The sequence below is a fragment of the Paenibacillus sp. T2-29 genome (genome assembly GCF_052921365.1).
In genome coordinates, this window is the sequence record NZ_JBREVE010000002.1 from 367,763 (window position 1) to 385,880 (window position 18,118).

At 47.9% G+C, this 18,118-nt stretch carries 16 protein-coding genes; 3 read left to right on the forward strand and 13 right to left on the reverse strand.

Features of this window, described 5'->3' with window-relative positions; translation table 11 throughout:
• Positions 1-48 precede the first annotated feature (48 nt).
• Entirely contained in the window at positions 49-1,974 is a 1,926-nt protein-coding gene (locus ACU1JV_RS07460) for an asparagine synthase-related protein (protein WP_413985735.1), read from the reverse strand.
• A complete protein-coding gene (locus tag ACU1JV_RS07465) occupies positions 1,971-3,242 on the reverse strand; it encodes a sulfotransferase family protein (protein WP_014599541.1) in 1,272 nt (423 codons plus the stop codon). The genes ACU1JV_RS07460 and ACU1JV_RS07465 overlap by 4 nt, the downstream gene beginning before the upstream one ends.
• A 206-nt stretch (positions 3,243-3,448) precedes the next feature.
• Between ACU1JV_RS07465 and ligD the strand changes: the two genes are divergently transcribed.
• Positions 3,449-4,351: a non-homologous end-joining DNA ligase gene (gene ligD / locus ACU1JV_RS07470; RefSeq protein ID WP_413985734.1), complete on the forward strand. Its 903-nt coding sequence runs from the start codon at positions 3,449-3,451 to the stop codon at positions 4,349-4,351.
• Positions 4,352-4,419: 68 nt separating this feature from the next.
• Here ligD and ACU1JV_RS07475 read toward each other — a convergent pair whose 3' ends face one another.
• On the reverse strand, positions 4,420-5,364 hold the full coding sequence (locus ACU1JV_RS07475) for a YitT family protein (RefSeq protein WP_013369852.1): 945 nt from the start codon (positions 5,362-5,364) through the stop codon (positions 4,420-4,422).
• Positions 5,365-5,558: 194 nt separating this feature from the next.
• The gene (gene cls, locus ACU1JV_RS07480) at positions 5,559-6,989 is read right to left on the reverse strand and encodes a cardiolipin synthase (RefSeq protein ID WP_413985733.1); all 1,431 of its coding nucleotides are present in this window, start codon (positions 6,987-6,989) and stop codon (positions 5,559-5,561) included.
• 122 nt (positions 6,990-7,111) lie between these two features.
• Here cls and ACU1JV_RS07485 point away from each other — a divergent pair, with 122 nt between their 5' ends.
• Both ACU1JV_RS07485 and ACU1JV_RS07490 read left to right on the forward strand, forming a co-directional pair.
• Positions 7,112-8,143, forward strand: a complete 1,032-nt coding sequence (locus tag ACU1JV_RS07485; protein WP_014599540.1) for a M23 family metallopeptidase — start codon at positions 7,112-7,114, stop codon at positions 8,141-8,143.
• 45 nt (positions 8,144-8,188) lie between these two features.
• A complete protein-coding gene (locus tag ACU1JV_RS07490; RefSeq protein ID WP_137078044.1) occupies positions 8,189-8,650 on the forward strand; it encodes a bactofilin family protein in 462 nt (153 codons plus the stop codon).
• 39 nt (positions 8,651-8,689) lie between these two features.
• Here ACU1JV_RS07490 and ACU1JV_RS07495 read toward each other — a convergent pair whose 3' ends face one another.
• The 9 genes from ACU1JV_RS07495 to ACU1JV_RS07535 all read right to left on the reverse strand — a co-directional run bounded on the left by ACU1JV_RS07495 (position 8,690) and on the right by ACU1JV_RS07535 (position 18,045).
• Complete coding sequence (locus ACU1JV_RS07495) at positions 8,690-9,775, reverse strand: AI-2E family transporter (RefSeq protein ID WP_413985732.1); 1,086 nt, start codon at positions 9,773-9,775, stop codon at positions 8,690-8,692.
• A gap of 218 nt (positions 9,776-9,993) precedes the next feature.
• Complete coding sequence (locus tag ACU1JV_RS07500) at positions 9,994-10,776, reverse strand: ABC transporter permease (RefSeq protein WP_090736341.1); 783 nt, start codon at positions 10,774-10,776, stop codon at positions 9,994-9,996.
• Positions 10,769-11,689: an ABC transporter ATP-binding protein gene (locus ACU1JV_RS07505; RefSeq protein ID WP_013369845.1), complete on the reverse strand. Its 921-nt coding sequence runs from the start codon at positions 11,687-11,689 to the stop codon at positions 10,769-10,771. Before ACU1JV_RS07505 ends, ACU1JV_RS07500 begins: the two co-directional genes overlap by 8 nt.
• A gap of 115 nt (positions 11,690-11,804) precedes the next feature.
• Positions 11,805-12,302, reverse strand: a complete 498-nt coding sequence (locus ACU1JV_RS07510; protein ID WP_025678077.1) for a hypothetical protein — start codon at positions 12,300-12,302, stop codon at positions 11,805-11,807.
• Between the two features lie 118 nt (positions 12,303-12,420).
• A complete protein-coding gene (locus ACU1JV_RS07515; protein ID WP_413985731.1) occupies positions 12,421-13,398 on the reverse strand; it encodes an LCP family glycopolymer transferase in 978 nt (325 codons plus the stop codon).
• Between the two features lie 13 nt (positions 13,399-13,411).
• Positions 13,412-14,752, reverse strand: coding sequence for a UDP-glucose dehydrogenase family protein (locus tag ACU1JV_RS07520; protein ID WP_413985730.1), 1,341 nt, complete (start codon positions 14,750-14,752; stop codon positions 13,412-13,414).
• A gap of 53 nt (positions 14,753-14,805) precedes the next feature.
• Positions 14,806-15,615: a WecB/TagA/CpsF family glycosyltransferase gene (locus ACU1JV_RS07525; RefSeq protein ID WP_413985729.1), complete on the reverse strand. Its 810-nt coding sequence runs from the start codon at positions 15,613-15,615 to the stop codon at positions 14,806-14,808.
• Entirely contained in the window at positions 15,593-16,834 is a 1,242-nt protein-coding gene (locus ACU1JV_RS07530) for a glycosyltransferase family 4 protein (protein ID WP_413985728.1), read from the reverse strand. The genes ACU1JV_RS07525 and ACU1JV_RS07530 overlap by 23 nt, the downstream gene beginning before the upstream one ends.
• Positions 16,831-18,045 carry a glycosyltransferase family 4 protein gene (locus tag ACU1JV_RS07535; protein ID WP_413987552.1) on the reverse strand — a complete coding sequence of 405 codons (1,215 nt, stop codon included), beginning with the start codon at positions 18,043-18,045 and terminating at the stop codon, positions 16,831-16,833. The genes ACU1JV_RS07530 and ACU1JV_RS07535 overlap by 4 nt, the downstream gene beginning before the upstream one ends.
• Between the last annotated feature and the right edge of the window lie 73 nt (positions 18,046-18,118).

Sequence of the window (18,118 nt, forward strand, 5' to 3'; positions counted from 1 at the left end):
CACCTCCCCTCCCACGAATGGCACACCGTCCGATCGGATAGATCCAAATCAGTTCAAACCGCAGAGAAAACGGTACACGATCAGGCTGTGCATAAACAGTCGTATATTCGGATCAGATGCCTGCTCCGGACGGGGATGTCGGTATTTCGCTATAGCCGTCTTAATGTAGTCCATATTGAGATATTCGGTAGCTCGCAAATCATGACACATCACTTGCAGTTCTCCCATAAACGTGTCCCAGCAAGGGAGCATACGATGTAGCCAATCAGCAGGCTGTACGCCGCGTACCCGCTGGTTCAACCGAACATCATCAGGGAGATGATCACGCATAGCTTTACGAATGAGAGCACGGTCCCGACCGTTTTGTACATATTGTTCAAAAGGCACCGATAAGCAAAAGCGAATTACACGGCTGTCCCCGGTCGGATCACGTTCCCACAGGCCATAACGAAGTGAAAGTTTGGTCGCCATAACACCATTTTTGTTGGCAATCGCCAAATTCGAAAACTTCTCTTTTCTTGTCTGATCGGCATTTTTCCTCCAACCTGTTCCACTCAATACAGGAATATCTTCTACATTCATCCGTTTGGCAAACTCCGGGTGAATCAGTGAAGGAATCGGACTTCGATTGCCGCGTCGCAACCATGTACGGGCTTCAAGTGAAGTGGCTTTTTTCAACATCACAGGTAATAGATGAGACATACGATTGCCCGTAAGCTTGCTGTATCGCCACACTCCCTGCAAGGATTGCAGCCAATGTAAACGACGAAACTGACGGGCGTAATAATCCATTGCAGGTCCCCACGATACGGTAAAATTACCACGTGCCCCAGTCAACAGAACACCGACATTATGTTCCTGTGCTTTATCATAAAAACCTCTGATCCAAAAGGAGTTTTCAAAATATTTGTAGGGAGCCTCCATCAACTCCAGCCAAATATCAATTTCAGAAAACGGACTTTTCCCTTCAAAATCCATATAATTTTCATGAATGTTGCCCACATAGCGAGCTGTGGACTGTATATAGCTGCGTTCGTTCGCCAGCAATGTAGGCGGTGTCCAATCTGTAAAATCTTGAACAGGTACATAGCTGTAGGCATGTAGCGGCTTGTGTTGTAAGTGCAACGCTGGTGCGGCAAAGCTGGCAACCGCTCCAGAATCCAATCCCCCACTCAAGGCAGCCCCTACGGCGCGATGCGTCCGTAATCGGGCAGTTACCGCCTGTGAGAACACCTCGCGGAAAGCTTCTATGTATTCGCCCCCTGTTTTGAACCGCAGCGGCTCTACCTCATCCAGACATGCATATTTACGGAGCAATTGCTTTCCCTCTTCCATGGTGAACCAATGTGCAGGAGGCAACTGATTGATATGCTTGTAGGCAGTCGTTCCAATATCGACGGATTCCTGCATTGCACGGATCGATAAGAATTCGGCCAGCCAAGGTTCATGCAGTTCTTTTCGCAGAGAGGACAGAACCCATAGCGGAGCGACTACCGTGCTAAACGCAAATCCTCCGTCATATTGGTAGGTGTACAGCGTACGATTGCCTGTCATATCTCTAGCACCATATAACCGATGTTTCTTAGCATCCCAAATGACAAAGGCAAAATCACCTATCAGATAGCTTGCTGCATCTACACCCCATTTGTCATATGCCAGCAAAATCAGCTCGCTGTCCGTGATACCTTGTCGCCGCCCCTGCTCAACTGCTAGCCGTTCAAACAGCTCAGAACGATTGTCAATGATCGCATCGGCCGTAATGGCCAAATCTCTCAGCTCATCATAGAAGGGAAGACGCTCATGGACAGATTCGGGGGTCACATGCTGGGCATGACATCCCAAAAAAATGGAACCTTCACACCAAGTGCACACGCGGTCAGCGGGATATTTTTGCAGAGTTTGCATCATTCTCTCGCCTTCTTCAGCATATACAGACTCATGCCCAAATCTATAGATTCCGGCAATTGCACTCACGTTCTCCCCCCTTTTTCTTTTCCGATACTTGATAATACTACAGACGCCCAGCGCCCGAGCTTACGGGCAAATAGGCGGGATCCGATACCTTGGCTAGGGCGCTGATAGCTTTGGAGCTGCTCGATAAGCCGGTTCCGCTCTTCAAAGCTATGTGCCAGTCTGTTTTCCAGCGATTGAATTCGTCTATCACTCACGACCTGTGATATATCCATCCTTGCCAGGTTGTGAGGTGCTGCATGACGGGTTGCATTTGTCATGAATACTCTGTTATCTGCATCATGTTCTTCCAGCATCCGATAAGCTGCCTTCCATTCAAAGCCACTTTGTTGGAGGAATTGGTGTGTACGTCGACTCAACAGCTCTACATCCGGATCATCTTCAAAACGGACTCCAGTCATCTGCTCAGCCTGTTCCAGCGCCTCCCCGTAACCAAGCTGCCTAAACAAGCGAGCTCCAATACTTCTGCAATACAGTTCAATTTCCAATGTACTCAACAGATGTTGCCAGCTATGTACCGAATTCTGATGCGCCTGTTCATGCTCCATGACAAACGGATCACCCGCTCCCATGCTATAAAAAAGACTGGATTGAGGCGTATTCGCAAAGTTCCCGTACCTTTCCATTCCCGACTCATAATGGATCCCCAGAAAATGACACAGCTTCTCGATCTCCATCCTTGGATTGGCTACGAGCTGTTCATACATCAGCGGGTATGCAAGTGGATGAGGTGTGGCAAAATAATGAGCGTAACGGAACAAACCAACCGTAATATCTGTCATTTTCATATTAAAATGCGGACTCCCCAGTTCCTTCAGCAGGTGAAAGTGTCCGCCCCGGAGCTGATTAACCTTTTTAAACGAGGCCACGATGGCTAAAGGATTGCGGATAAGCCATACTCGGCGGGCAGCCGGGAACAAACGGTCTAAAAATTCAAGCACTGTATAGTAACGCGGTGATTTGTCGATAAGCATATCAGCGGTCGTCCCTTCAAGCAGGCCATTATATATTTCAAGTGCATACGAACGAGAGGCCTGCTCCAATACCTGTGGAGGAACCATGCCTTTAAAAAATTGCCGGAGTATTCCTGTTCCTCCATATGGCCGGGCATGTGACTGAGGAAGATCATATAAACTGAGCAGAAACCACATTTCCTGCGTGGCAAACAGACGGGAATGGTTTTGCAAAATGGCGGTTAGCAGCGAGCTTCCACTTCGAGGGACACTCAACAAAAATACTAGCTTTCCGCCTTGCTTTTCAATCAAGCACATTCCTCCTCTACCTCTGCTCAAGACGTTTTAATAGATACACATCGTATTTTTATTATAATTTATGATACATAGCGTATCTTGTCAATCCCTTTAATGGATAAATTCTGTGCTGCACGTTCATGTTAAACCTTATGTAGATTTAGAAGTGCAGCCAGCTGTCTGTAAATAATGATCTTGCTGCATGTTAGCCAAAGGAGCATAGCACTATGGGACGAGCTGTTAAAGGTACGATTACGATTGAAGGTCACGAAATTGCGATCACAAACCCGGATAAACCGCTGTGGCCCGAAGCAGGTGTAACTAAGGCGCTATATCTTCGCAAGCTTGCGGTATTGGCCCCCTTCCTGCTCAAATATTGCCATCAGCGTCTACTGACTGTCATCCGTTGGCCACATGGGATTCATGGGGACTTTTTTTATCAGAAAAATGCCCCACATCCTCGGCCAGACTACATTGAAACCGCTCTGCATGATGGCATTGAGTATATCGTGCTTGGCAAGCTGCCCCAACTACTCTGGCTTGGTAATCAAGCTGCGTTGGAATTTCATCCCTCTCTGCACCTATCAGGAAGCCAACTGCCCTGTGAATGGATGATTGATCTTGATCCATCCAGAGAGGTCGAGCCACGCATTATGGAGGCTGCCTCCATTGTAGGCGAAGTATTAGCTTCGCTTGGGTTGGACTCTGTCCCCAAAACCTCCGGGGCCACGGGTGTACAAATTATCGTCCCGATCCGTCCAGGCATAACCTTTGACGAGCTTCGCAGCATCGGACTGTTGGTTGGACAATTTGTAACGGAAAAGCACCCGCATCTATTCACACTGGAACGATTAAAGAAGGATCGCGGAACAGCCATTTATTTTGATTATTTGCAGCATTATCAGGGAAAAACCTTAGCCGCTCCTTATACTCCACGGGCACGTCCCGGCGCTACGGTCTCCACTCCACTAACCTGGGAAGAGGTACGGCAGGATGTGTCACCACTGGATTACCATTTGCTGAATATTGAAGAACGGTTAAACCAGATAGGCGACTTGATCGACAAGGTTCCTCCCCAGCCTGTAGAGGACCTCCTCAAGCATATGCGTTCCAAAACACACCCAACCTGATCAATGCTTTGAAGCACAAAAAAGGGGACGAACCCCGCAGCCATAGGCTGAGAAATTGTCCCCTTGCGCTAGTGTATTCCTTTTTTCTTAAAACGTCCGCCCTTCACATCGTGAATATTACCAATCGCAATGAAGGCGTGCGGGTCCCAATCCTCAACGATGCTCTTGAGCTTCGCTTCCTCCAGTCGGGTAATGACGACGAAAATTACTTTCTTGCTCTCGCCTGTAAAGCCGCCTTCACCTTCCAGATAAGTTACACCCCGTCCAAGACGGTCCGTCAGGGCATCTCCGATATCACGGTATTTATCACTAATAATCCAAACCGATTTGGACTGATCCAGACCCTCAATCGTAATATCAATCATTTTCATAGCAATATAATAAGCAATCATGGAATACAGGGCATTCGGCCAACCGAACACAAAACCCGCACTTCCCAGAATGAAAATATTAACAAACAGTACGATCTCACCGACCGAAAAAGGAGTTTTTTCACTGACGAGAATAGCTACGATCTCTGTCCCATCCAGCGAGCCGCCGGACCGAATCACAAGACCCACCCCAACGCCGAGAATGACACCCCCAAAGATAGCGCCAAGCAGCGGTTCCCCAGGAGTCAATGCACTTACATTGTGAAGTAACGCAGTTCCGATGGACATAACGACGATGCCGAATAGTGTGGATAAAGCGAAGGTTTTACCGATTTGTTTGTAACCGATAAGTAAAAATGGAAGGTTCAACAGGGTCAGGAAAATACCGAGCGGATAACCAGTAATCTTGGAGGCCATAATGGAGATACCTGTAACGCCTCCGTCAATAACGCCGTTAGGAACCAGGAATATTTCCAATCCCACTGCCATCAGCGCTGCACCAACCACGATCATGGCTGCACGCTGTAATAAGCGTTTTACTTTGTTCTTTGGATTAGCTGGAATTTTGCTGATCTTGGTCAACTCTCCGGTTACATCTGTGATCTCAGACAGATTTTGGACTTCCTTGCTCACTACACTCATATATAAATCCCCCCGTTACAGTATGGTATATTAGACCGAAAAAGGGGCTGCTCTCCGCAGTCCCCTCTCCTTTACGGCGCTTAGTTATATGATTAGTATATCATAAAACTGTGATTTTGCGCAAAAAAGTTAGCAAAGAGCACATAAATCACAATAAAGCGGGATTATATTGATAAAAACGTCGAAAACCGCCTCTAAAGGAGGGGAGAGAGCATGCGAGTTAGAATTTCAGCTATTTTTTGAGATCGAGGACGTCTGCGGAACACGTTCAAATCTATTTTTGAAGAGTTGGAAATGTCCTCTACAAAATCTGCCGAAAGCCGTTTTAACGCAGAAGTCGCAAAAAGTACAGCGGTCAACTCAAAATTATAGAAAAAGCTTCGCATGTCCATATTGGCGGTCCCAACCGAGCCAAGCAAATCGTCCACAATCACCACTTTGGCATGGATAAATCCCTTTCGATATTGGTAGAACTCCACTCCCGCCTCCAGCAATTCTTGTACATAGGACAGTGACGCCAGGTGAACCAGTTTTGAATCTGATTGGTAGGGAATAATAATTTTCACATCTATGCCACTGACGGCCGCCAGCTTCAGCGCCTCATAAATCCCCGGATCGGGAATAAAATACGGCGTCGTTATCCAAATCCGCTTTTTGGCAACCGTGAGCGCTCCAAAGCACAATTCCTGAATCGTGTCCCATACCTGATCGGGACCACTGCTCAAAATCTGTACTTCCTCATCCCCTGTGCAGGTATGTGGAGGAAATAAATTCACGTCCATCAGCCTCTCTCCCGAAGCCAGCTTCCAATCGCTAAGAAACACATTTTGCAGAAAATAGACACCATCTCCTTCAATCTGCAAATGCGTATCCCTCCAAAACCCCACTTTGGGGTACTTTCCGAGATAATCGTCGCCTACATTGATTCCCCCCACTAATCCGATCGTGCCGTCCACCACTACGATTTTCCGGTGATTACGATAGTTAATCCGGCGGTCCAGCGTGGCGAAAAACGGCGGTAGAAAATAATGAAATTCGACCCCAGCCTCATTACAGGTACGAATAAATGAATAGGGTAAATTGTAGCTCCCTACGCCGTCCACAATGAATCGTACCTTAACTCCCTCGCGTGCCTTACGGATCATGACCTCCTGAAATTTTTTTCCGATTTCGTCTGCTCGAAATATGTAAAACTCCACATGGATATGATGTTGTGCCTGTTCCATCGCTGTCAGCATAGCCTCAAAGGTTTCTTCCCCGTTCGTCAGCACACGTGTACGGTTGCAGCCTGTCAACGGGTTTTCCGACATACGAATTAACTGGTTAAACAGACGCTCCTGATGCTTAAAATGGGGATTGTGCATTTGCTCTACATTTTCAATCACCTTGGTTTGCGCCCACAGACGTTCACGGAATTCACGAAATAGCTGCGATCCTGCTTTACGAACCACTTTGCGCTTCTGGTAATCCTGTGCAACAAAATAGTACACCACAAAACCAATGAGCGGGAAGCAAAACAAAATAAAGAGCCAGGCTACCGCTTTGGACGGCTTGCGAAATTCAAAGAGCAGAATCGTCCCGGTCTGAAAAATAAAAATAATTAAAACCAACAGCAACCACAGCATGTCTAAGCCTCCTTATATATCTACGTTTTATACAAAGCTCCAATTTTTTTGACATGTTTGCCTCTTAAGCTGAATAGATAGTAACCAAGCACTATAGGAGCGATGTCCGGAAAGGAGCGATTATGAAAAAAGGAAGCCTAAATCGCCGGATGACCCTGCTTGTCATTCGGGATGCACAGCAACCGCCCAAGCAGCTACAATGCTCCGCAGCCGCTGTCATTCTCGTCCCGACCCTTGTGATCGCATCAATCTCTACGCTCGTGATCGGGCTGCAAATCCGTTCTTCCCATATTATTTCCCAAATGGAAACCAATCTTGCTGTCCAGAGTTTGCAGATGGAGGTCACAGTAGCAGACAAAGACGCAGCCATTGGGCGACTGCGGCAGGAAGTCATGGAGCTGACGAATCAAGCCACCAGTATTCGCGAACGTCTCCAGCGTGTAACAGAGCTGGAACAACAAATGCAGCAATTCATTCGTAAACACGGAAATTCCTCCAGCGCAAGCAGCAATAAATCAACCATAACTCCGCTCTCCTGGGATACTTCCGGCCATACCGGGGGTGAATTGATCGCAGTGCATGAAAATACAGCTCTTCTAGCCCGCCAGGTCATGGATGATTTTCAGGAAATCGAAGCTCTGCTAGACACTGTGGAGCGTACGGTTCCGCGCTCTATTCAACAGGCAAACGCCGTCCAGCAGAACCTGGAGCGCCAACAAGCCGCACAGCTGCTCCAGACCCGCAGACTGGCACTTGCTGAACAAGGGAGGCCCTCCATTTGGCCTGTTGGTTCGCGGCGCATGACCTCCAGCTTCGGCTACCGCAGCGACCCATTTACAGGTAGATCCGCTTTTCACTCTGGCGTGGACATTGCCGGTCAATCCGGTGATCCTGTCTATGCGGCAGGGGCAGGCACTGTGCTGGAGGCCGCTTCCAGCGGAGCCCGTGGCAATTGCATCATCATTCAGCATCCTGACGGACTCCAAAGCTGGTATATGCACCTAAGCGGGATGCAGGTAGCTCCCGGGGACCGTGTTCACAAAGGACAGACCATTGGCCTGCTGGGAAGTACAGGGAGAAGCACGGGACCTCATCTTCATTTTCAGATCGTCAAGCATAACCAACCTGTCGATCCATTGCTGTATGTACAATAAGGATTTTGCAAAATACTTACCATAAAGGATTGGAGGAAAACGTTCATGTTCAAGGAATCCAAAAAAAAGCTCTCCACCCCGGCGACGGATACACTGCTCGCTAACGGCACTAGCTTTGAAGGTACGATTGAGGCAGAGGCCAATATTCGCATTGACGGTCATTTCCAGGGCGATATCTATAGCACTCGTACTGTCGTCATTGGAGAATCAGCAGTTGTACGTTCGGACATCATTGCACGGGACGTCATTCTTGCCGGCAAGGTATTCGGCAGCATCACCGCGGAAGGACGGCTGACCATTACACCGACAGGCGAACTATATGGAAATACGGCGACCCCTACATTGGTCATTTCTGAAGGCGGCATACTGAACGGCACGAGTCAAATGAACCAAACTATGGAGGCAGAGTCGCCAGCTGCTATAGAGAAATCAGATGATGAAAATCAATCCAGTTTCAGCCAAGACAATGAGGACAGCCAAGCCTCCCTACAACCCGAAGCGGGATAGGGCGGCTCACACTCCTTATATTTCCAGCAAAGCCTCCATTTACTCCATAATATCCTCCACTCTGCGTTCCAAAAATAAATGGTATACCTTGCGCATGACGATTTTGCCACACATATACAATGGAATAACCAAAATGATACCCAAGATCCCAAGTAGATCGCCACCAACTAGCAATAAAATGACGACAGTCAACGGATGAATGTCCAGTTGCTTGCCAAAGACAATCGGTGACAGCCAATTATCCTGAATTTGCTGTGCAACGATCACCACCACCAGCGACCAGAGCGCCATGGAAGGCGATTCGAGAAATCCAATGATAACCACAGGTATAGAAGCAGCTACTGCCCCCACATAGGGAATAAAATTAAGGAAAATCGAAATAACGGCAAGTAGCAAAGCATAAGGCAAACCAATAATCAAAAATCCAAGGAACATCATCAAGCCCAACGCGACATTGATCAGCACTCGACTGACGATAAAGCTGCTGAGTGCACTATCAATATCCTCCATCACTTCCAGCGCGTCCTTATGATATTTTTTAGGAAAGAAGTTGAGCATTTTAGGACCAAACTTGCTTCCTTCCTTCAGCATGTAGTAGAGCAATATGGGAAAGGTAGCCAATACGATAAAAAAGTAGGATACGAACGATACCAGCTTTACCGAATAATCTGACAGCGTTGAAAAAGCTTCGTTTAACGTATCTGACAGTTGTGACAGCGGGTCTTCACCCGGAGGCAGCACTTGTCTCAAGGATTGATTATGCCGCCATTGGCTTAATTGATCAACCAGACTTTTAATGAGCTTCGGCGCATTCTCAAATAAATTGGTCACCTGATCACGGAGCGTAGGCCATACTCCCCATGAGAAGAGGAACAGTAACACGCCAATGACCAAATAAATCAGTAATATGGAAATCGATCGTTTGATTTTTCTACGTTCCATGACATCTACGATCGGTCTCAATAAATAATAGAGGAAAAAAGATAGCATCAGCGGTACAACCAGTAAGCTGACCAAGGATACGAGAGGACTGAATATAAAGCTTACTTTGGTGCCCAAGTAAATGATGAGCAATAGCATGACGATTCCTGAAGTCAGACGAAAAAAACGATTATTTTGCAGCATATCATGCGCCCCCTGTTCTGTTTCTCTCTACTTCTTTAAACGCAAACCGACCCTATTGATTGATTCTTGCTGAAAATAGATTACAATATACCCCCACTTACAGAATATATAGCAAAAAAGGAAGTCCAAATGGCTAGGCATTGGACTTCCTTTTTGTGATCTTAGCATTTTGCCAAAATCCTCGTATGATTAAATCACACATTCTAAGAGATACGTGTTTAGGTTGAAACATCGCGTTTTACGAAAACCACCCAGGCAATTGCGATAAAAACCACATAATAAGCAGCCAACACAGTGAGCGAAAAGGTTAGATCGGAAGTTACTGTACCCGGCGGCATATCTAGATATTTTTTCAGATCCATATGCGTAAAGAGTACGTATTTGGTCCATTCAAAACGATCTGTGCTGAACAAACCAATTGAGTTATACACTGTTTTGGTGAACATCATAAACAAAGACAAACCAATCGCCAAAGCGCTCGAACGAAACACCGCAGATAACATAAATGCAAAAGCCATGGTCACGAATAGGGCGATATAGCTATACAAAAAGTTCAGCGTTACGTAAGATACCGGATCACTGAACAGCGGAACAGAGCCCGCTGGTGCGTCCTTCGATAACATCAGCCAGGAGGACAGCGTAACCATCAAAACCAAAACGATCGTTCCGAGCAAGCTGAACAAAATCACCGATATATACTTGGACAACAGAATTTTGCTGCGAGTCCAAGGGCGAATGAGCAGTAGCTTAATCGTTCCCCATGTAAATTCACCAGCCACCGAATCAGCAGCTACAATGACCGTAAACGTCGTATTGAGGAAAAATGTAAATAACGTTGTCAATGCGATGCCATCCCACACACTGACCTGATCGGAAACCAGAGAAATCAGCATCGGAATCACAGCGGTGATGACTGCCAGCAGCCCCAGCATGATCCATGTGCGCACACGCAAGTAGATTTTGAGATTTTCATTATGTACCAGCTTGAAGAAATCAGCCAATGGACCCGCCTCCCGTCACTTCCAAAAATTGATCTTCCAACGTACGGGCAACCGGGCTAATGGCGTACACTTTGACTCCATTTGCAGCCAGCAGACTGTTCATCTCTGCAATCTGTTCCCGCTCCAGGTGAAGCAGTAGTTGATTGCCTTCGACGCGCCCTGCTCCAGCAAGCGTATAAGCTTGCTCGGCATCATTGACTTCAAAAGCAATTTCCGCCGTCTGCACTTCTCCCTCTGTATTCTTCAACTGCTTGATATCTACCAACCGCCCGCTTTGAATAATGGCCACGCGGTCGCACATCAGCTCCATTTCGGACAATAAATGACTCGATACAAACACCGTAATTCCTTCCGTACGGGTTAATTGACGCAAATAATCCCGCAGTTCACGAATACCCTGCGGGTCCAAGCCATTGGTCGGCTCATCCAGCACGAGCAGCTTCGGACGATGCAAAATCGCCTGAGCTACTCCGAGTCGCTGTCGCATCCCGAGCGAGTAGGTTTTGACTTTATCGTGAATTCGGTTTCCGAGTCCCACCAGACGAATCGCTTCATCTATACGCTCTTGGGTCACCCCTGGAGACATGCGCGCAAAATGCTGCAAATTTTGATAGCCTGTCAAAAACTTGTACATCTCCGGGTTCTCAACAATCGCACCGACATGGGAAACAGCCTTTTCAAAATCGGTATTGATGCTGTCTCCGCAAATATGAATATCACCCTTGCTGATCGAAATCAGGCCAACCATCATACGAATGGTGGTCGTTTTTCCCGCACCGTTGGGTCCGAGAAAACCAAATACCTGTCCGGCCGGAACCTCCAGTGTCAGATTGTCCACGATCGCTTTTGAGGAAATGATTTTACTCACACCCTCCATACGTATGACGGGAACCTGCCCTGTCGCTTGCTGCATGCTATGAAACTCCTTCCATCCGGAGTGAAGCTGTCATCCATTTTACTGTACATTTCCGGTTTTGGAAGTATTGTACCATATTTATCCTTTCAGAAACACCTTTGGGAACACCATATCACGTCTGTTCCTTTTCCTTGTATATCCAAAGCACCCTCCACTCCTCATCTTCCTGCGTCACATAACAAGGCTGTACGATATCAAAATTACCGAATCGGGTCTTGTAATGCTGAGTGACCGTAATACGGTAAACCTTCCCTAAATCTTCCCCATTTGGATCGGTACGAATGTCATATTCTACCTGCGGCTCCCCCAGTTCAAACGTAAACGTATCCGTCCCCATATCCTGCATAAAAACGTGCGCACGCTGCTGTACATACGTGGACTTCTCGAATTTCTTCTTCATTTGTGAATGAAAAAGCTCCCAGGAGCCGCCAAAATTCCCCGATTGCTCCATCGTGTAGAACTCGTTCAGCGCTTCTACGGCTTGATCCCCTTCCCCCGTAGACATCACCCCACGCAGACCCATCCACAGCAGCCATAGCAATCCACATAGGATTGCAAAATACAGTAGCTTACGGACGAACGCCGAAGCCGCTCTCCTTCTAAGCAGCACATATGTCCCTCCCTCTGTTGGACTATACCGAATACTCTACAGATGTATGTAGGACAAGGTGAGTTTAGAAGAGAATAGCGGGTCCTCCCTATAGGACATTTGCCTGCATAAGGGATGTCTAAGGCGATGCAGAAGTGGTGACCAAATGTTTCTCCAGCACTCCATGGATACGTTGGCGTTCCTGCTCATCTACGATGTAATAATACACGCCGTTGATTTTGCTCCCATGTCCCTTCACCTCAACGGTATCCATCTGCTTAAGGGACGGGCCGATCCGGGTCAGAAAGGTCGTCATATCATCAAAGGTAATGTCTGTGCGAATCTGCTCCCCCGCTGCCTCCAGTATCGGTTTTACTCGCAACAGCCCTTCCTTGCTGATGGACTGGGCAAGAATTTGCTTGAGCAGTTCTCGCTGGCGAGCATTTCTCCCGAGATCCCCACGCGGATCATCAAATCGCATACGGGCATAGGCCAATGCTTCTACTCCGTTCAAGTTCAAATTCCCCTGCGCAAAATGATGCCCCTCATACTGAAAATCAAGTGGATTGTAGACCTCCACTCCCCCCACAAGATCCACCATTTTCGCAAACCCTTCCATATTTATTTGTACATAGTAATCTATCGGATGGTTCAAAAAATGCTCTACCGTACGGATCGACATATCCACGCCCCCAAAAGCAAACGCGTGATTGATTTTGTCCTCACGCCCTCTACCGATCAACTCTGTTCGCGTATCACGCGGAATGTTGAACATTAATATCGAACCCTTGGCGGGATTCATAGATAGAACGATCATCGTATCGGATCGTCCTGGATCGTGCGGTCGCCGATCTATACCCAGCACCAGCACGGTGAACGGCTTAAACTGAGAGATGGCTGCCGGATTGGGTGTACTTGTTCCAGTGTTTGTTCCTGCGGAGTGCCCTGCTCCGCCTGTCGCAAGGGTAGAGACCGCTCCGGGCTGCACGATGCTGCGCGGATGATACATCGCATCAGCCGCTGTTTTAAAGGAATGATACACATAGACGGTATAGGCAGCACCTCCTACAACCAATAACGCCACAGTCCCCAATGTCATCTTCAGCCATCGTTTCATAGTCATCCTCCCTTTACGGATTCACTACAGAATGATGACGATCTATATCCAGATTGTTCATCTGTGGTCTGCCAACAGAATAGTATGCAAAGGCAGATTGTCTAATTTGTTCTTCCCTATACACATTGCGCCCGTCAATCATAATGGGATACTTCATCAGCTCATTCAGTTCACCCAGTCCGACCTCACCAAACTCCTCCCATTCCGTCAAAAGACACAATGCATCGCATCCTTCTGCTGCTTCCCGCGCGCTATCGGCCCACTTTATTTCCGGGCTGTCCAGCAATCGGCGGAAGTTAGCAGTAGCAATCGGGTCATATGCACGAATATGCGCCCCTGCCTCCAACAGCGACTGCATAATATCCAGCGCCGGGGCATCTCTTACATCATCTGTGTTCGGTTTGAATGCCAGCCCCCATATGCCAATCGTAGCTCCTTCCAGCTCACCTAGTGCCTCTTTCAGCTTGCGAATCACGTTAAAACGTTGTCCCTGATTCACCTCCACCACGGATTTCAGCAGCTTAAATTCATAGTCCACGTTGCCTGCAATTTGAATTAAAGCCTGCGTATCCTTGGGAAAACACGAACCACCATAACCGATGCCAGCAGACAAAAAGGAGGAACCGATCCGCTGATCCAGCCCCATACCGTGTGCCACGCGTGTAACGTCTGCACCCACCTTTTCACAAATATTTGCAATCTCATTAATAAACGAAATTTTGGTCGCCAAAAAAGCATTCGACGCGTACTTGATCATCTCGGCCGAATGGATATCCGTGGTTAAGATATTCGTGGTCAGCGGCTCATGCAGAGTAGTTAGTACTGCGGATACATGCGGATCGGAAGCTCCAATGACGATTCGATCTGGCTGTAGGGTATCCATGACCGCCGAGCCTTCTCGTAAAAATTCAGGAACCGAAGCAACACCAAAAGGATAGTTCGTGCGACTAGCAATCCAATTTTGAATACGCTCGTTCGTTCCGACAGGAACCGTGCTTTTGGTAACAATGATCTTGTAGCCATTCATGGCATCTGCCACCTCGCACGCTGCTTCTTCAATATAGGACAAGTTGGCTTCACCACTCGGCAATGAAGGCGTACCTACCGCCAAAATAACAATATCAGCTGCCTGCACCGAAGCTGCGGTATCTGTTGTAAAGCTCAGCCGACCCTGCTCCACATTATCTTTAATTAGAGCCTTTAAGCCTGGTTCATAAATCGGTACCCCGCCTGCACGCAATTGCCGAATTTTATCTTCATTCTGATCGATACAGACGACGGTATTGCCAAGCGCGGCAAAACAGACCCCTGACACCAGTCCGACATACCCGGCACCTATTACACATAGCTTCAAAGCAATTCCCCCTTTTTACATGCTGTCTTATTTCACTGTACTTTTGCCCCGCTTTACTTCTCTATGCCTCTCCCTCTATGCCGATTATGATAGAGCGTGAGCCTTTTATTATGTCGATAGGATTTGAGAAAACGATAGATATACATTGGATTGTTATAGGCATACCTCTTCCACAAACGCTTTGGCTCACAGATCAGACGGTACAGCCATTCCAGTCCCAATCTTTGTATCATTAGCGGTGGCCTGCGAACCTTACCTGTAATATAGTCAAAGGCAGCCCCTACTCCAATCATCACGCCACGGATACGATCCTTGTTGCGATGCATCCAGATTTCCTGCTTCGGACAGCCCAGACTGACGAATATGATATGCGCACCTGAGGCATTGATTTCCTCAATGATCCGCTTCTCCTCATCTGGCTGAAGTTCACGAAATGGCGGTGAAAAGCTGCCCGCGATACGAATTCCAGGGTAATCCTGTCCTATCCTGTCTTTTAAGCTATCCAGCGTATCCGGCGTACTGCCGTAAAAATATACGCTCACCTCCGTCTGTGGCGCACGTTCGCACAACTTGAGCATCAAACTGGGACCATCCACCCGATCCTGACGCTCAAACCCGTACAGCTTGAGCGCCCATACAAGTGGCATACCGTCTGGAGTACACAAATCAGCTTGAGTGAGCGCTTCGTGGAACTCGGGCTGATTCCCGGCCGTGACAATGGAATGGGTGTTGCAAATACATACATAGCTGTCCTTTCGTCCGACTGCCCATTGTTCCAGCGTATGTACCGTCTCCTGAAACGTCAGCGCTGCAACATCTGTGCTCGCAATCCTTCCGACTCTATACTGGGGCAGCTGCTTCATAATCACATTCCTCCATGGCCTCGCTATATATCGCCAGCAGTTGCTTCACATTCACTTCTTCCGTATAGTGTGCAGCATAGTTTTGCGCCACCTTCTGTCTCATAGCTGCATAGTTCTCATAGGCTACTGCACGGCGAATCACGGTCTTTATATTTTCCAGATCATCATGTTGAAAATGGAAACCCGTCACCCCGTCCTCCACAACTTCCTCCAATGCGCCGATTCGGCTGCACAATACCGGCGTTCCCACGGAATAGGACTCTACAATCGTCATCGGAAAACCTTCATACCAAATAGAAGGCACCATCACATACATGGCCCGGCTCATGCAGTCCAGCACCGTGTCTCCATCTTGCTTGCCGAGAAACCGAATATCTTCCTGCTGATGAGCAGCCGCCAGTTCAGCCTTTTCCGGACCATCTCCAATGATGACCAGTCTCAATCCGCCCCGATCTTCCAGCTGTGACCAGGCTTGCAGTAGATTGCGAACCCCTTTTTCAGCTGAAATCCGCCCCACGAACAACAAATAACGATCATTGGGATCATACTTGGCTTTCACCGTTTGATGATGGACAAAATTCGGTTTTACTGCGATGCGGTCCAGCGGAATGCCGCTTTCGGCAAATTTGTCCCGTGCAAACTCCGTCAGCGCAATATAGCGACTTACCTTGTGCTGCCATGTGCCGATCAGCTCGTTGAACTTAATCATCGCCGCCACCGGAATCGTCTGCAGCTGCGAGCCTCGGTAACATCCATGACGGATGGAGTGCAACAGCGTGCCGTGCAGGCATTTTTCACAAACTTCATTCCCTCGCATAAAGGTTGCCGCCGGACAGATCAGCCTGTAATTATGCAGGGTCTGGACAACCGGAATCCCCAGCCGTTCACAGGCATGATAGACCGAAGGGGATATGACCGGGAAAAAATTGTGCACATGTACCACATCCGGTTTCACTCGCAAAAGCAGCTCTTTGATCCTTTTGAATTCTGGGAAGGACCAGGTTGCCTCTACCGCCAGCTTTGCCATGTTGGCCAATCCTTTGCTTTGAATGCTGTCGTTATGCACATAGTAATGCTCCGTCTCTATTCCTCTGGAACGCAGCATAGCCGATTCCTGCTCGACAACCTTGTCTTCTCCCCCACTTTGCTGATAAAAGTTATGGATGATCAGTACTTTGCTTACAGGCGGGGTCATTCGTCTGCTAACCTGTTGACTCACGTGGCCGCCCCACTTTCCTGTGTTGATTGCATAGCGTGATTGGAGCTCATGGGTTTGATCCGTTGCTGGCTTACGATTTCATCTGCAATCCGATCCCACGACATACGCTCGATCGTAAGAAATGCTTTCTCGGCTAGGCTTTGTCTAAGCTCAGCATCCTCCAGCAACGTGCCTATACGGCCAGCCCATTCCTCTTCCGAAAAGCTTCTCAGCATCACTCCGCTTACTCCGTCCTCAATCAAGGTAACCGAGCCACCGTTCACCGAAGAAATAATCGGGACGCGGAACAACATGCTTTCCAGCAGTACCATGCCAAAAATATCGTATTGGGTCGGAAACAGCATCACATCCGCTGCTCCGTAAATCTGCCACAGATGACGTTGCTCCACTATTGGAAAATGTATAATTCTATCTGTCAACCCCAGTTGCTGGGCATATGCCCAATAACGATCCGTATCTATCTTCCGTCCATTCCCAACCATTAACAAAAGGCAGCCAGGATGCTTTTGGAGTACTCTTTTGAACGTACTCAGCATAAAACGTATATTTCTCCGTTCCTCCAGCACACCGACATACAGCAGCACCGGGCGATCTCCGATCCGACGCAGCTCATTCGCAACCTCACGGTTTTCCTCACGCGCTCCACTGTTGTCGTCACTGTTGAATCCTCTCTCTACATTGCTGCGATCCAGTCCGACCCCAATCGTTATCACGTTGTCAAAGCCTTTATTCTCCAGATAGCGCTTGGCAAGATCGGATTTGACATAGGTTCGGCGTAGAGACTTTGTCACCTTAGGCAGCAGCATAACATCGTACAGTTTGCGGATCAGCGCATGCGTATTATCTCGGTATGGACCGTGATACAGCGCCAGCTTTTCGGGACATTTGCGGGAAAGCAGGTAGGTCATGATCTGGTTGTATTCTGTAGTAATGACCAGATCATAAGCTGCCAGAAAAGAATCTTTGAGAACATCTCTGTAGATGCTGTTGCTTAAGAACTTGAACCCGTGCAGCCAGATAATGCGCAAGGTGCAGCCTGCGTGGCGGTAGACCTGTTCCAGATGGGTCTCCTTACGATCATTGTAGTAAACAATATCGCAATCGTAGCCTTTACGGACGAGCGCTTTACCCAAGCCGACTTCCTGCAAATTGTATGAGGCTCCATTCACCTTGCTGGCAAAGTTGCGAAGATACAATATTTTTGGAATCATCATCAGTACTCCTGCCATTTCATATTGGGTGAGTTATGGCATGCGGGGTTTAGAGCCCGCTGCGTGGATGGAT